The following is a 14,931-nucleotide window of genomic DNA, read 5'->3' on the forward strand; positions in this document are numbered from 1 at the left end:
GATGGCGGCCTTTCTGATTTCCGCTGTTCCGGAGCCGCAATGACCGCCCTCACCCCCACCCTGGAGCTCGCCTTCGACCTGATCCGCCGCCCTTCCGTCACCCCGGTCGACGAGGGCTGCCAGGAGCTGATGATGCGCCGCCTGGCCACGGCCGGCTTCGCGGTCGAGCGCATGCGCATCGAGGAAGTGGAGAATTTCTGGGCCAAGCGTGGCGGCGACGGCCCCGTACTGTGCTTCGCCGGCCACACCGACGTGGTGCCGACCGGCCCGCTGGAGTCCTGGCAGTACCAGCCGTTCGACGTGCGCGTGGACGACGAAGGCATGCTCTGCGGCCGCGGCGCGGCGGACATGAAGGGCAGCCTGGCGTCAATGATCATCGCCGTGGAGCGCTTCGTCGCCGACCATCCGAACCACAAGGGCGCCATCGCCTTCCTGATCACCAGCGACGAGGAAGGCCCGGCCCAGCACGGCACCAAGGCCGTGGTCGAACGCCTGCGCGAGCGCGGCGACCGCCTGAATTGGTGCATCGTCGGCGAACCCTCCAGCACCACCCTGCTCGGCGACGTGGTGAAGAACGGCCGCCGCGGCTCGCTCGGCGCCACCCTCACCGTTCGTGGCAAGCAGGGCCACGTGGCCTACCCGCACCTGGCCAAGAACCCCATCCACCTGGCCGCCGGCGCCCTGGCCGAACTGGCCGCCGAGCACTGGGATGATGGCAACACCTACTTCCCGCCGACCAGCTTCCAGATTTCCAACCTCAACTCCGGCACCGGCGCCACCAACGTGATTCCGGGCGAGCTGAAAGCGGTCTGCAACTTCCGCTTCTCCACCGAATCGACCGTCGAGGGCCTGCAGCAGCGCGTCACCGCCATCCTCGACAAGCACGGCCTGGACTACCACATCGACTGGGCCCTGTCCGGCCTGCCGTTCCTCACTCAACCGGGTGAGCTGCTCGATGCCGTGGCCGCCTCTATTCGCGCCGTCACCGGCCGCGAGACCACCCCATCTACCTCCGGCGGCACCTCGGACGGCCGCTTCATCGCCACCCTGGGCACTCAGGTGGTCGAGCTGGGCCCGGTCAACGCCACCATCCACCAGATCAACGAGCGCGTGCTGGCCAGCGACCTGGACCTGCTCACCGAGGTCTACTACCAGACCCTGGTAAAACTCCTCGCATGAGCCTGACCTGCCCAATCTGCCAGGCGCCGCTGAGCCAGGTTGACAACGGCCTGGCCTGCCCGGCCAACCATCGTTTCGACCGCGCGCGCCAGGGCTACTACAACCTGCTGCCGGTGCAGCACAAGAACAGCCGTGATCCGGGTGACAACCAGGCCATGGTCGAGGCTCGTCGACGCTTTCTCGATGGCGGCCACTACGCCCCGCTGGCCCGCCGCCTGGCCGAGCTGGCCGCCGAACGCGGCCCGCGCACCTGGCTGGATATCGGCTGCGGCGAGGGCTACTACACCGCGCAGCTCGCCGAGCTGCTGCCCGGCGCCGACGGCTATGCCCTGGACATCTCCCGCGAGGCGGTAAAGCGCGCCTGCAAGCGCGCGCCGCAGCTGAGCTGGCTGGTGGCGAGCATGGCCCGCGTGCCCCTGAGCGATGCCAGCTGCGACCTGCTGGCCAGCGTATTCAGCCCGCTGGACTGGCAGGAGGCCCTGCGCCTGCTCAAGCCCGGCGGTGGCCTGCTGCGTATGGGCCCGACCCGCGTGCACCTGATGGAACTGCGGCAGAAGCTGTACGACGAGGTGCGCGACTACGATGACCAGAAGCACCTGGAGCTGATCCCCGAGGGCATGCACCTGGCGCACAGCGAGACCATCAGCTTCCCGCTACTGCTGGCCGATGCCCAGGCCCGCGCCGACCTGCTGGCCATGACCCCGCACGGCTGGCGCGCCAGTGCCGAACGCCGCGCGGCAGTGATCGCCGAAGACTTCGAAGTTACCGTCGCCATTCGCTACGATTGGATCGAGAAAATTTAGGGACACACCCATGCGCCAACCCGATATCGAGATCTACCTGAAGGACGCCGACCAGCAGAGCATCGCCGCCTGGCTGAACGAGGCCATCGGCCCGTGCAGCGAGTGGCAGCAGAGCGGCCAGATCTTCAAGTGCCAGGCAGGCAGCATTCCGGTGGTGTTCCTGCCCAAGGCCGTGGGCAAGTGGCACAGCCTGATGCTGGAAAGCGACGCCACGCCGTGGGAAGACGACGTCAGCTGCGCCCATGCCGCCTTCGCCGCGCTCGGCGTGGAGATCCGCTGCTCCACCGGCGGCTGGAGCGAAGAAGAAGGCGAAGAAGACGCCGACCGCTGGATCAAGGTCAACGCCGAGGGCGCGCAGGAATTCATCTGGCGCACCGACTGATCGGCTGCCAGCTGCAGATAAACAAAAGGCCCGTCACTGACGGGCCTTTTGTTGTGTAGCGAAGGTTCTCAGACCTTGGATACGTCTTCCGCTTGCAGGCCCTTCTGGCCCTGGATCACGGAGAACTCCACCTGCTGGCCTTCAACCAGAGTGCGGTGACCCTCGCCACGGATGGCGCGGTAGTGGACGAACACGTCCGGGCCGCTTTCGCGTTGAATGAAGCCATACCCCTTGGAATCATTGAACCACTTGACGGTTCCGACCTCACGATCAGCCATTACCACTTCCCTCGATTCTCGGTTTTGTTGTTGGGTAGATCGGCGCAAACGTTCTTCTTCTTCTTTCCGACCCCGGCCAAAACGAGCGTGGAGCGGTGTTCCGAATGGCGTCTAAATGCGACCGCCTGGCGAGTATAAAACAAGCGTTCGTCTTGCCAAGGGATTTTTTCGGCCGAGCTGCAGGCCGCATGGTGCATGGCCTGCAGCGGTTTTAGCTCAGTCAGCCGCGAGCAGATCGGTCAGCTTTTTCGCCAGGCTCTGGTACTGGTGTGCCTCCAGGCGATAGGCCCAACCGGCACGCGCCGGCAGCTCGACCGCGAGCAGATCACTGCTCGAATCGAGTACCAGCCAGTACTGCTCGGCCTTGCCATACAGGCTGCCTTTGAGGTGCCGGCCACCGAAGGTGGTGAGGTCGAACTGCAGCGCCGGGGTGCCGGTGAAACTCACCTGCGCCAGAGGCGCGGCATCACTGAAACGCAGGTCAGCGAAGAACAGCCCGGCACCATTGGCCGCACCGTCGAACGCCAGCCGCTTGCCCTTGGGCAGATCGCGCACCTGCAGGTTGATGTCCTCGATCTTGTCGCGGAACAACTTCAGTTGCTCGCCACCGGCATGGCGCATTTCCAGTGTCTGGATTTCGGCGAAGGGCACGGCGGTAACGCGGCGATCCAGCCAGGCCAGCTCGGTGGGCGGCAGCTCGATACGCTGGTTGACCAGCCAGCTCTGCGCCTCGTCGGCGCGGCGCACCAGTTGCCCATCCTGCTGACCGGGCTTGCCGATCAGCAGTTGCAACGGCTGATCGGCCTGCTCCAGCTTGATGCGAATGCCCTGCTGCTCGGCGTCGCCCTTGTCGGCCAGACCGAGGCGCCCGTACAGCTCGGGATTGGCGGTGCGTGGCTCGACCTTGCGCGCCTCGATCAAGGCATTGAGCAGCTGGTTGGCTGCGCTCTGATCGGCCGGATAGCCGGCCTTGGCCGGCAGCACCCAGCCCTGCTCACCGCGCTCGATACGCACCAGCGGCTGGCCGACACGCTGCACTTCGATGGCCTTGACCTGCGGCGCCTGCAGCCCCGGCAGCCACAGCTCTGCCTGCGGCGGCGCCTTGGGAAGGCTCACCTGGCTGGTGAAGTACCAGCCGGCCACCAGGGCCAGCGCCAGCACCGCCAGGACGGATAGAAACCTGCGATTCATAACCTTGCTCTCCTGCTCAGGAGTTGGGGATAGGCAAGAAAAAGGGGGAAGGGTTTCGCCCTTCCCCCTCCGGGTCACGCGGCCTTGCGCCGACGCCACAACCACAGGGCGAGCACGCCGAGGGTCAGCAACAGCGGCACGGCGAGGATGTTGGCCAGCTTGAGGGTGCGGCCCAGGTCCTCGATCTGCGCGTTGAGCTGGAAGCGCACCTCACGCAGTTCCTTGCGGATGCGCAGCTTCTCGGCGATGAACTGCTGCACCGCGGCCTGCTGCTCGGGTGTCAGTTCCAGGGCCTTGCTCGGGTCCTGCTGTTGCAGCGAGGCGAGCTTCTGGTCGGTCTCGGCCAGGCGCTTCTGCAGGTCTTCTTCCTTGACTCGGAACTGCGCCTCGGCCTCGCGCTGCAGCGCCTCGACCACCTCGAACGGGCGGCTGAAGCGACCACGCGAACGCACGCTGATCAGCGCATCGCTGCCGGACAGATTGTCCAGCGCGTTGATGGCGAAACCGGCGTTGTCGGCGAACGGCTGCGGCACGCGCTGGCCGAAGAAGTCCTGCACCTGCACCCACATGCGGTCGGTGAGCAGGTCGGTGTCGGCCACGGCGATCACGTTGATGTTGTCGGCAGACTTCAGACCGTCCTTCTGCCCCTCGATACCCTCGGGGAAGGCGGACTGCGCCGGACCGCTGATGCGCGCGGCAATGGCGTAGCGCTCGCCGGTCGGCTCCAGGTCGCGGATCAGCTCCTCCGGGTTGGCCAGGGTGGCGAAGCGCGCGGCGTCGAACGGCATGGCGTACTCGGAGCTCTGCAGCAGCGGTACGAACTGGGTCTTGGCGCCCTCGATCGGCTCGAGAATACCGGCGGTGGCGATATTGATGCTCTCCAGGCCCGAGGTGGCCACGTCATCCTGGTTCATCGCCCGCTGCGGCAGCGCCAGCCAGGCGGCGTGGCGCGCGGCGCGCTGGCCCTGGCCCATGCTCACCGACAGCGCGTAGGAGCCGTCGCCGAGCACCTTGTCCGGCACCATGCGCAAGCCCCAGGCCTTGAACAGCGGCTCCAGGTCGGAGGCCTTGCCCTGGTCGTCACCCGGCATCATCGGCGGTGCATTATCGGCCTCGCTGAGCGGGTCGACGAACACCAGCAGCTTGCCGCCGCGCAGGACGAACTGGTCGATGGCGTACAGGGTCGGTTGCGGCAGGCTCTTCGGATGGACCAGCAGCAGTACCGAGACCTCGTCCGGAATCTTGTCGATGCCGGCCTTGAGGCTGTCGATCTTGAACAGCTGGCGCACCTCTTCCATGACCATCCAGGGCGCCATCGGCTGACGCGCCATCATGTCGAAGCCGCCGTTGAGCTGCAGCCCGGAGAGCAGGCCGATCACCGGCCGCTCCGGCTTAGCCAGGCCCTGCACCAGCTGGCTCAGCTGGTATTCGAGGAACTCTTCCTGATCCAGCGGGAAGAACGGGATGACCTGTTTGTCGTCCACCGCGTTGGTGCCGGCCAGGCCGAAGTAGATCTGCTCGCCGGTCTGGTTCGCCGGTACGGCCTGCAGGCCGAAGCCGGCGGCCTTGTCCTCGTCCTCGGAGAAGGGCTCGGGGTCGACGACGTGCAGCTTGATCTTGCCGTTCGCCTCGCGCTCGTAGGCCTTGAGCATCTCCTCCACACGCACCGCGTAATTACGCAGCACCGGCAGGTCGCGGGCGGCCTTGTCGGAGTAGAAGAAGTACAGGTTGATCGGCTCGTCCAGCTCGCCAAGGATGCGTTCGGTGCCCTCGGAGATGGTGTAGAGCTTCTGCTCGGTCAGGTCCAGGCGGGCACCGCCCAGGCCTATGGCCGAAAGCATGTTGAAGGCCAGGAAGGCCACGGCGATCAGCAGCAGGCCGACGCCGGAATACATCAGTTTCTTCATGGTCAGTCAGCCTTCTTCAGATCGACCACGACGGCGGTGGCGGCAAGCCAGGCAGCCATCAGGGAGACGAAATAGAGCAGGTCACGCAGGTCGATCACGCCCTTGCTGATCGCGTCGAAGCGGGTCAGGAAGCTCAGCGAGGCGACCGCGTCGAGCAGCCACTGCGGCGCCCATTCGAGGGCGTCGAGCACCATCGGGAAGCCGCTGACGATGAACAGGAAGCAGGCGCTGACGGCGAGGATGAAGGCGATCACCTGGTTCTTCGCTAGGGCCGACATGCACGAGCCGATAGCGAGGTACGAGCCCGCCAGCAGCCAGCTGCCGAAGTAGCCGGTGAAGATCGCGCCGTTGTCCGGCTCGCCCAGGTAGTTGACCGTGATGATCATCGGGAAGGTCAGCAGCAGGGCGATGCCGGCGAACACCCAGGCGGCGAGGAACTTGCCCAGCACTGCTTCGGCGCGGGTGATCGGCAGGGTCATCAGCAGCTCGATGGAGCCGGACTTGCGCTCCTCGGCCCACAGGCGCATGGCGATGGCCGGCACCAGGAACAGGTACAGCCAGGGGTGGAAGTTGAAGAACGGCGACAGGTCAGCCTGGCCGCTCTCGTAGAAGCCGCCGAGGTAGAAGGTGAAGACCCCGGATAGCACCAGGAAGATCAGGATGAACACATAGGCGAGCGGCGTGGCGAAATAGCTGGCCAGCTCGCGCTTGAAGATCACGGGCAACTGCTTCATGCCGCCTCTCCCCGGGTCAGGCTGCGAAACACTTCATCGAGCCGGCCGCGTTCCACGTCCAGCTCGGTCACTTGCCAGCCACGCTGGCGGATCAGCTCATTCACCTGCGGGAAGATCACCTGGCCAGACGCGGCCACCAGGGTCAGGCTGCCCTCGGCGTTGTCTTCCACGGCGATCACGCCTGGCAGCGCGGCCAGGGCCTCGCGATCCACTTCTCCGGCGGCGACCAGGGTCACCGCCTGGTGGTAGCGCGAGCGGCTCTCCAGCTCCAGCGGCGTGCCATCGGCCACCACCTTGCCGGCGGCGATCACCACGGCGCGGGTGCACACCGCCGACACCTCTTCGAGGATGTGGGTGGAGATGATCACGATCTTGTCCTTGGCCAGGCTCTGGATCAGCTGGCGCACCTGGTGCTTCTGGTTCGGGTCGAGGCCATCGGTGGGCTCGTCGAGGATCAGCACCTTGGGATCATGCAGGATCGCCTGGGCCAAGCCGACGCGGCGCTTGAAGCCCTTGGACAGGGTCTCGATGCTCTGCTCCAGCACATGCTGCAGCTCCACCTGCTCGACCGCGCGCAGCACCCGCTGCTTCTTCTCGGCGCCACGGAAACCGCGGACCTCGGCGATGAATTCGAGGAAGCCACGCACCGTCATGTCGCCATAGCAGGGCGCGCCTTCCGGCAGGTAGCCGATCTGCTGCTGGGCCTTGAGGGTGTCTCGCTGGATGTCGAAACCGAGAATGCTGGCGGAACCGGAAGTCGGCGCCAGGAAGCCGGTGAGCATCTTCATGGTGGTGGATTTACCGGCCCCGTTAGGGCCGAGAAAGCCCAGCACTTCCCCCTGCTGGACCTGAAAACTGAGACCATCGACGGCCGTGTGATGGGCAAAACGCTTCGTTAGATTTTTTATTTCGATCATGGCTCTCGTCCCAACGGGATAGACCCCGGGCCATGCTGACCACGGGGGCCCTGCAAACGCCGGCGGACTATAAAAGTCGACCTGCGGCAAGGCAAGACAAGCGCTTTTAGGAAAAGTTGCAGGCCCCAGGCAAGCATTCGCAAAAATAGCCTGCAGGCCAGGAAATACGCGGCCATCCGGTGAACACTTGTACCTGCACCGTTTTTGCCGCCGAGGGTCGAATACGGCACACTAGCCGCCCCGAGCGCACGCTCGTTTTCACAGTCGCCCACGTATGACCCGCTCCCCGCTCCACCGCCTTGCCTTTGGTGCCCTGCGTCGCCTGCTGTACCTCTGGGTACGCTCGGAAACCATCAACCAGTCGTCCTTCAACCTGCGCCTGGATCGCAGCAAGCCGGTGTTCTACGTGCTGCAGCAGCCCTCGGCAGCAGACCTGGCGGTGGTCGACACCGAGTGCAGCAAGGCCGGCCTGCCGCGCCCGATTCTGCCGGTGGCCCTTGGCGAGCAGATGGAGCCTGCCGGATTCTTCTACCTGACCCGCTCGCCGAGCTGGTTCGGCGGCCATGACAAGCGCGGCGCACCACCGACCCTGCAACGCCTGCTCGCCAGCCTCGATGGCAGCGCCCTGGACGACGCACAGATCGTCCCGGTCAGCGTGTTCTGGGGCCAGTCGCCGGATCGCGAGACCAGCCCGTGGAAGCTGCTGTTCGCCGATAGCTGGGCGGTCACCGGGCGCCTGCGCAAGCTGGTCAGCATCCTGATTCTCGGCCGTAAGACCCGCGTGCAGTTCTCCGCGCCGATCCACCTGCGCGAGCTGCTCGACCAGGGCAAGGGCCGCGAACGCACCCTGCGCATGGTGCAGCGCATCCTTCGCGTGCACTTCCGCAACCTGAAGACCACGGTGATCGGCCCGGACGTCTCGCACCGGCGCAACCTGGTGAAAGGCCTGATCCATGGTCCGCAGGTACGCCAGGCCATCCTCGACGAGGCCGAACGCGAGAAGATCAGCGTGGAGAAGGCCCAGGCCCAGGCGCTGCGCTACGGCAACGAGATCGCCTCGGACTACACCTACACCGCCATCCGCTTCCTCGAGACAGTGCTCAGCTGGTTCTGGAACAAGCTGTACGAGGGCATCCAGGTCAACCATCTGGAGGCGGTGCGCGACATCGCCCACGGCCACGAGATCGTCTATGTGCCCTGCCACCGCAGCCACATCGACTACCTGCTGCTGTCCTACCTGCTGTTCCGCAACGGCCTGACGCCGCCGCACATCGCCGCCGGCATCAACCTCAACATGCCGGTGGTCGGCAGCCTGCTGCGCCGTGGCGGCGCCTTCTTCATGCGCCGCACCTTCAAGGGCAACCCGCTGTACACCGCGGTGTTCAACGAATACCTGCACACCCTGTTCAGCAAGGGCTTCCCGGTCGAGTACTTCGTCGAGGGCGGCCGCTCACGTACCGGCCGCACTCTGCAACCGAAGACCGGCATGCTGGCCATCACCCTGCGCAGCTTCCTGCGCTCGTCGCGCCTGCCGATTGCCTTCGTGCCGGTGTACATCGGCTACGAACGCGTGCTCGAAGGCCGTACCTACCTCGGCGAGCTGCGCGGCGCGGCGAAGAAGAAGGAGTCGATCTTCGACATCTTCAAGGTCATCGGCGCCATCCGTAAGCAGCGCTTCGGCAGCGTCTGGGTCAACTTCGGCGAGCCGATCAAGCTGGCCGAGTTCCTCGACGCCGAGCAGCCGGGCTGGCGCAGCCAGGACTACGGCGACCAGTACCGCCCCGAGTGGCTGAACCAGACCACCAACCGCCTTGGCGAACGCGTGGCGCAGCACCTCAACGAAGCCGCGGCGATCAACCCGGTCAACCTGGTCGGCCTGGCCCTGCTCTCCACCGCCAAACTGGCGCTGGACGAGAAAGCCCTGGCCCGTGTGCTCGACCTGTACCTGGCGCTGCTGCGCAAGGTGCCCTACTCGTCCCACGCCACCCTGCCGGAAGGCGATGGCCAGGACCTGATCCGCTACGTGCAGAGCATGGACCTGCTGGCCGAACAGAAGGACGCCCTGGGCAAGATCCTCTATCTGGACGAGCAGAACGCCGTCCTGATGACCTACTACCGCAACAACGTGCTGCACGTGTTCGCCCTGCCCGCCCTGCTGGCCAGCTTCTTCCTCAGCAGCTCACGCATGAGCCGCGAGCAGATCCTGCGCTACGTCGGCGCGCTCTACCCGTACCTGCAGTCGGAGTTGTTCATTCGCTGGTCCGTCGACGAGCTGGAAGGTGTGGTCGATCAGTGGCTGGAGGCCTTCGTCGAGCAGGGCCTGCTGCGCCAGGAAGACGACATGTACGTGCGCCCGGCGCCCAGCTCGCGCCAGTTCGTCCTGCTCACCCTGCTGGCCCGCGCCATCGTGCAGACCCTGCAGCGCTTCTACATGGCCACCGCCCTGCTGCTCAACGCCGGCCAGTACGCCCTGTCCGCCGAGGAGCTGGAGAACCTCTGCGTGGTCATGGCCCAGCGCCTGTCGATCCTGCACGGCCTCAACGCGCCGGAGTTCTTCGACAAGAGCCTGTTCCGCCACTTCATCCAGACCCTGCTCGACCAGGGCGTGCTACGGCAGAACAGCGAAGGCAAGCTCAGCCACCACCCGCAGCTCACCGAACTGGTGGAAGGCGTGGCCAAGCGCGTGCTACCGGCAGAGATTCGCCTGTCGATCCGCCAGGTGGCGCTGGAGCGCAACGAGGAAAACCCCGAGCCGGCGTGATCGTCACCCAAGAAAAAGGGCCGCTGATGCGGCCCTTTTCTTTTGCCTCGGTTAATGCCCGCGACTGGCCTTCCAGCGGCGGATCACCAGTTTCTCCAGCTCGACGGCGAAGAACACCAGGGCGCCGATGCCGATGGCCACCAGCCAGTTGCTGAACGGCAGGGCCACCGTGTCGAACGCTTCCTGCATGAACGGCACGTAGAGCACCAGGCACTGCAGCAGGATCAGCGCCAGGGTCACGGTGAGCAGCGCGCCGTTGCGCAGCAGCGCGGCGTTCAGCGAGAACTCGTCCTGCAGGCGGCAGTTGAACAGGTAGGCCCACTGCGAGATGACCAGGGTGTGCAGAACCATGCTGCGGATGTGGTTGGTGTCCTGGCCGTTGCCGAGCATCCACGCCTCGATGGCGAAGGCCGCCGTAGCCAGCAGGCTGCCGACGAAGAACACCCGCCATACGGTGAAGCCGTTGAGGATCGACTCGTGGGCGTCCCGTGGCTTGCGCCGCATCATCCCCGACTCGCCGGGCTCGAAGGCCAGGGCGAAGGACAGGGTGATCGAGGTGGCCATGTTCATCCACAGGATCTGCAGCGGCGACAGCGGCACCACCGCTCCGGCGAGGATGGCCAGGATGATGATCAGGCCCTGCGCCAGGTTGGTCGGCAGGATGAACAGCACCGTCTTCTTCAGGTTGTCGTAGACCCGCCGCCCCTCGTGCACGGCGCCGGCGATGGTGGAGAAGTTGTCATCGGTGAGCACCATGTCGGCGGCTTCCTTGGTCACCTCGGTGCCCTTGATGCCCATGGCGATGCCGACGTCGGCCTGCTTCAGCGCCGGCGCGTCGTTGACCCCGTCGCCAGTCATGCCCACCACCTGCTCGTTGGCCTGCAGGGCGCGCACCAGGCGCAGCTTGTGCTCGGGGCTGGTACGGGCGAACACCGAATACTGCATGGCCCGCGACTTCAGCTCGTTGTCGTCGATGGCCTCCAGTTCCTGCCCGGTCATGGCACGCAGATCAGTGCCCATGCCGAGCATGCCGGCGATGGCCACGGCGGTATCCGGGTGGTCGCCGGTGATCATCTTGACCTGGATGCCGGCCTGCCGGCACATGGCGATGGCCTCGATCGCCTCGGGGCGCGGCGGGTCCATCAGCCCGGCGACGCCGAGGAAGACCATGTCCTGCTGCACGTCCGGATGATCGATCTCGCCACTGGCGCCAGGTACCGGCCGGTAGGCCGCCGCCAGCATGCGCAGGCCCTGACTGGCGATGTGGCCCATCTCGCGTTCCCAGTACTCGCGGTCCAGCGGCTGGATGCCGTCCACGCCCAGCTGCCGCTCACACATGCGCAGCAGCACGTCGGGCGCGCCCTTGAGGTAGATCAGGCTCTCGCCGCCGACATCGCAGCGCCGCGCCATGTACTTGTAGGCCGAGTCGAAGGGAATCTTGCCCATGCGCCGTACTTCCACTTCGGGCAGCTCGGCCTTGCGTGCCAGCACCTTGAGAGCGCCCTCGGTGGGGCCGCCGACTACGCCCCAGCGCCCGCCTTCATCGCGTTGCAGGCTGCTGTCGTTGCAGGTGTCGACGGCGCGGAGGAAGGCCACGAGGTTCGGGTGCTCGGCCCAGTTCAGCGCCTCGGTGGCGCCGGCCAGGGTGATGCGGCCCTTGGGCTCGTAGCTCTGGCCCTCGACGTTGAAGCTGGTGTCGGCGGTGAGCACGCTCTTCACCGTCATCTCGTTCATGGTCAGGGTGCCGGTCTTGTCCGAGCAGATCACGCTCATCGCGCCGAGCGTCTCCACGGTCGGCAGCTTGCGGATGATTGCCTTGTTGGTGGCCATGCGCTGCACGCCGAGCGACAGGATGATCGAGACGATCGCCGGCAGGCCCTCGGGCACCGCGGCCACGGCCAGGCTGATCAGCGACAGCAGCAACTCGCCGAACGGGTAGTCGTGCCAGAAGAAGCCGATGACGAAGAGCACCGCCATCATGCCGATGATCAGCTGGAACAGACGCTTGCCGAGCTGGTGGATCTGCCGCAGCAGCGGAGTCTCGGTCTCGTCCACCGTGGCGATCATGCGATTGATCTTGCCCAGTTCGGTGGATACGCCGGTCTCGATCACCACGCCCTTGGCGTTGCCCGCGCTGACGCTGGTACCGGAGAACGCCAGGTTGGTGCGGTCGGCCAGCAGCGCCTCGTGGTCGATGGTCTCGACCTGCTTGGCCACGGTCAGCGACTCACCGGTGAGCATCGATTCCTCGACCTGCAGGTGATGCGCCTCGAACAGGCGTACGTCGGCGGGAATCTTGTCGCCGGGGCGCAAGATCACGATGTCACCGGGCACCAGCTCGCTGGCGTCGATCTCCAGCTTCTTGCCGTTGCGCACCACGTGGGCGTGGCTGCTGAGCATGCCGCGCAGCGCGGCGAGGGATTTCTCCGCCTTGTTCTCCTGGAAGAAGCCGATGGAGGCGTTGATCACCGCCACGATGAGGATCACCAGGGTGTCGGTCCAGTGCCCCATCAGCGCCGTGGCGACCGCGGCCGCCAGCAGGATGTAGATGAGCACGTCGTTGAAGTGGCGGGCGAAGCGCAGCCAGGCCGGGTCGACGGCCTTGGCCGGCAGCGCATTGGCGCCGACGCGCAGCAGCCGCGCCGCGGCCTCTTCCGGGGCCAGCCCGGTGATGCTGGTCTGCAGATCGGCCATCGCCTGTTCGGCAGTCTTGCGGTACCACTGCTCCGTGCTCGCCGGAGCAGCTTGCTGGTGGGGTTGCAGCGATCCCATATCGTCCTCCTCGAGTGACTCCTGTAGAGCGGCGCTCTGGCACGCTCTGCGAGTGGGTATTCCTACTGTGCGCCTCACAAGCTGAATGAATACTGTCCAGGGTCAGCATTGGCCCCGCAAATGGCCGCCACCATTGACCCAGGTCATGCCCGCGCGCATCTCGCCGAGCCGGAAAGAATCCCGCGCTAGAGCGCGGCGCGCAGGAAAACCATAGACGACCACGGGGCGGACCACTCACGCGCGCGACCACGCCATCGCGATTGGCTCGCTGGCGCCACTCCGCTAAGCTCGGTCGATATCCCTGCAATCAAGGAAGTCTCCATGTTCCGCCTAACCGCTCTCGCCGCCGGCCTGCTGCTGTCCGCCAGCGCCTTCGCCCTGTCCCTCTCCGACCTCAGCCAGACCGACGCCAGCGGCGGCCTCAAGGACGCTCTTACCCAAGGCGCGCAGGTCGCCGTCAAGCAGCTGGGCAAGCCCGGCGGCTTCAGCAACAACGAGGAAGTGCGCATCGAGCTGCCCGGCAAGCTGGGCAAGGCTGCGCAGACCATGAAGATGATGGGCATGGGCGCCCAGGTGGAAGAGCTCGAAGAGAGCATGAACAAGGCCGCCGAGGCCGCCGTGCCGCAGGCCCAGGCGATCCTGGTGGACGCGGTGAAGAAGATGACCGTGAGCGACGCCAAGGCCATCCTCGCCGGCGGTGACGACTCCGCCACCCAGTACCTGAACAAGAGCAGCCGCGAGCAGATCCGCGCCAAGTTCCTGCCCATCGTCAAGCAGGCCACCGACAAGGTCGGCGTGGCCAAGCAGTACAACAGCTTCGCCGGCCAGGCCGCCGCTCTCGGCGTGGTCGACGCGAAGAGCGCGAATGTGGAGAACTACGTGACCGAGCAGGCGCTGGACGGCCTGTTCAAGATGATCGCCGAGCAGGAAGCGAGCATCCGCCAGAACCCGGCCGGTGCAGCGACCAGCCTGGCCAAGAAAGTCTTCGGCGCGCTGTAAGCCAGCCGCGACTACCCGCAAAAGCAAAAGCCCGGCAGATGCCGGGCTTTTTTGTGGCCGGGCTTGTGGCCCTGCCGGGTGCCGGAGCGAGCCGGCCTAGGTTGGAAACGCCACATACCGGGCGGGTAAGCCCCCTTGCGGTGTACGTGGCGTGGCACGTGGCGACTGCTCGCCACGGCCGGTCAGGCGCCCTGAGAGAGCTCCTGGGAGCGGACGAAGGCCGCTCGGGCTGCCGCATCGACCAGGTGGCGCAAGGCCTGATCCTGCTCGAAGCGGGCAATCGCAGCCGCCGTGGTGCCATTCGGCGAGGTCACGGCGGTGCGCAGTTCGACGAAGTCGGCACCCGGCTGCACTTGCAGCGAGGCCGCTCCGAACGCGGTCTGTGCGGCGAGGGCCTTGGCCAGGTCGGCCGGCAGGCCGAGGGCCACGCCAGCCGCAGCCAGCGCCTCGCTGAACAGGTGGTAATAGGCCGGGCCACTGCCGGACAGGGCAGTCACCGCGTCCAGTTGGCCTTCCTGCTCGACCCAGTAGGCCTTGCCCACGGTTTCGAACAGATGACCGACCTGGTCACGACGCTCCGCACTCAGCTCGGCATCGGTGAACATGCCGGTGCAACCGGCGCCGACCAGCACCGGCGTGTTGGGCATCACCCGCACTACCGGGCAACGCTGGCGCAGGGCCTGGCTCAGACTCTCGCTGGTGATGCCGGCGGCGACCGAGATCACCACGGCGTCCTGGCACAGTACATCGGGCAGCGCGGCCAGTACCTCGCAGGCATAGCCTGGCTTGGTGGCCACGATGATCAGATCGAAGGACTGCTGTGGCAGCTCTTCGATAGACGCATACAACTGGGCACTGGAGGAGAACTCCAGATAGGGGTCGACCGCGCTGATGCTGCCGACCAGATGGCCTTTCAGCCATGCCTCGCCAATGGCGCTGCCCATACGGCCGTAGCCGAGAAAGAGTGCGTTCATACTGCGTATGTCCCTACGTGGGCCGCCCGAACTT

The 14,931-nt window shown here is 65.9% G+C and carries 12 protein-coding genes; 5 read left to right on the forward strand and 7 right to left on the reverse strand.

Annotated features, from left to right (window positions below):
* Nucleotides 1–39: 39 nt before the first annotated feature.
* From dapE to IP89_RS00655, 3 genes are read left to right on the forward strand one after another with little or no spacing between them, the layout of a single operon-like run.
* A complete protein-coding gene (gene dapE / locus IP89_RS00645) occupies nt 40–1,179 on the forward strand; it encodes a succinyl-diaminopimelate desuccinylase (protein ID WP_043306960.1) in 1,140 nt (379 codons plus the stop codon).
* Complete coding sequence (locus tag IP89_RS00650) at nt 1,176–1,982, forward strand: putative RNA methyltransferase (RefSeq protein ID WP_043306961.1); 807 nt, start codon at nt 1,176–1,178, stop codon at nt 1,980–1,982. The genes dapE and IP89_RS00650 overlap by 4 nt, the downstream gene beginning before the upstream one ends.
* 10 nt (nt 1,983–1,992) lie before the next feature.
* A complete protein-coding gene (locus IP89_RS00655) occupies nt 1,993–2,364 on the forward strand; it encodes a hypothetical protein (protein ID WP_043306962.1) in 372 nt (123 codons plus the stop codon).
* Nucleotides 2,365–2,432: 68 nt separating this feature from the next.
* Here IP89_RS00655 and IP89_RS00660 read toward each other — a convergent pair whose 3' ends face one another.
* The 5 genes from IP89_RS00660 to IP89_RS00680 form a co-directional block, all read right to left on the reverse strand.
* A complete protein-coding gene (locus tag IP89_RS00660; protein WP_043306963.1) occupies nt 2,433–2,642 on the reverse strand; it encodes a cold-shock protein in 210 nt (69 codons plus the stop codon).
* A gap of 216 nt (nt 2,643–2,858) precedes the next feature.
* Nucleotides 2,859–3,833, reverse strand: a complete 975-nt coding sequence (locus IP89_RS00665) for a DUF4340 domain-containing protein (RefSeq protein ID WP_043306964.1) — start codon at nt 3,831–3,833, stop codon at nt 2,859–2,861.
* A gap of 74 nt (nt 3,834–3,907) precedes the next feature.
* Complete coding sequence (locus IP89_RS00670) at nt 3,908–5,740, reverse strand: Gldg family protein (protein WP_043306965.1); 1,833 nt, start codon at nt 5,738–5,740, stop codon at nt 3,908–3,910.
* A 2-nt stretch (nt 5,741–5,742) separates the two neighbouring features.
* Nucleotides 5,743–6,474 (reverse strand): ABC transporter permease subunit, encoded by a 732-nt coding sequence (locus tag IP89_RS00675; RefSeq protein WP_043306966.1) that lies wholly within the window; start codon nt 6,472–6,474, stop codon nt 5,743–5,745.
* Nucleotides 6,471–7,391 (reverse strand): ABC transporter ATP-binding protein, encoded by a 921-nt coding sequence (locus tag IP89_RS00680; protein ID WP_043306967.1) that lies wholly within the window; start codon nt 7,389–7,391, stop codon nt 6,471–6,473. The genes IP89_RS00675 and IP89_RS00680 overlap by 4 nt, the downstream gene beginning before the upstream one ends.
* A 274-nt stretch (nt 7,392–7,665) precedes the next feature.
* Between IP89_RS00680 and plsB the strand changes: the two genes are divergently transcribed.
* Nucleotides 7,666–10,152, forward strand: a complete 2,487-nt coding sequence (gene plsB, locus IP89_RS00685) for a glycerol-3-phosphate 1-O-acyltransferase PlsB (RefSeq protein WP_043306968.1) — start codon at nt 7,666–7,668, stop codon at nt 10,150–10,152.
* A gap of 51 nt (nt 10,153–10,203) precedes the next feature.
* On the opposite strand, the gene IP89_RS00690 is transcribed toward plsB, so the two are convergent.
* Nucleotides 10,204–12,924: a cation-transporting P-type ATPase gene (locus IP89_RS00690; RefSeq protein ID WP_043306969.1), complete on the reverse strand. Its 2,721-nt coding sequence runs from the start codon at nt 12,922–12,924 to the stop codon at nt 10,204–10,206.
* Nucleotides 12,925–13,245: 321 nt separating this feature from the next.
* Here IP89_RS00690 and IP89_RS00695 point away from each other — a divergent pair, with 321 nt between their 5' ends.
* Complete coding sequence (locus IP89_RS00695; protein ID WP_043306970.1) at nt 13,246–13,923, forward strand: DUF4197 domain-containing protein; 678 nt, start codon at nt 13,246–13,248, stop codon at nt 13,921–13,923.
* 182 nt (nt 13,924–14,105) lie between these two features.
* Here IP89_RS00695 and proC read toward each other — a convergent pair whose 3' ends face one another.
* A complete protein-coding gene (gene proC, locus IP89_RS00700; RefSeq protein ID WP_052080899.1) occupies nt 14,106–14,897 on the reverse strand; it encodes a pyrroline-5-carboxylate reductase in 792 nt (263 codons plus the stop codon).
* Nucleotides 14,898–14,931 lie beyond the last annotated feature (34 nt).

The organism is Pseudomonas sp. ML96 (assembly GCF_000761545.1).
In the GTDB taxonomy this organism is placed as follows: Bacteria; Pseudomonadota; Gammaproteobacteria; order Pseudomonadales; family Pseudomonadaceae; genus Aquipseudomonas.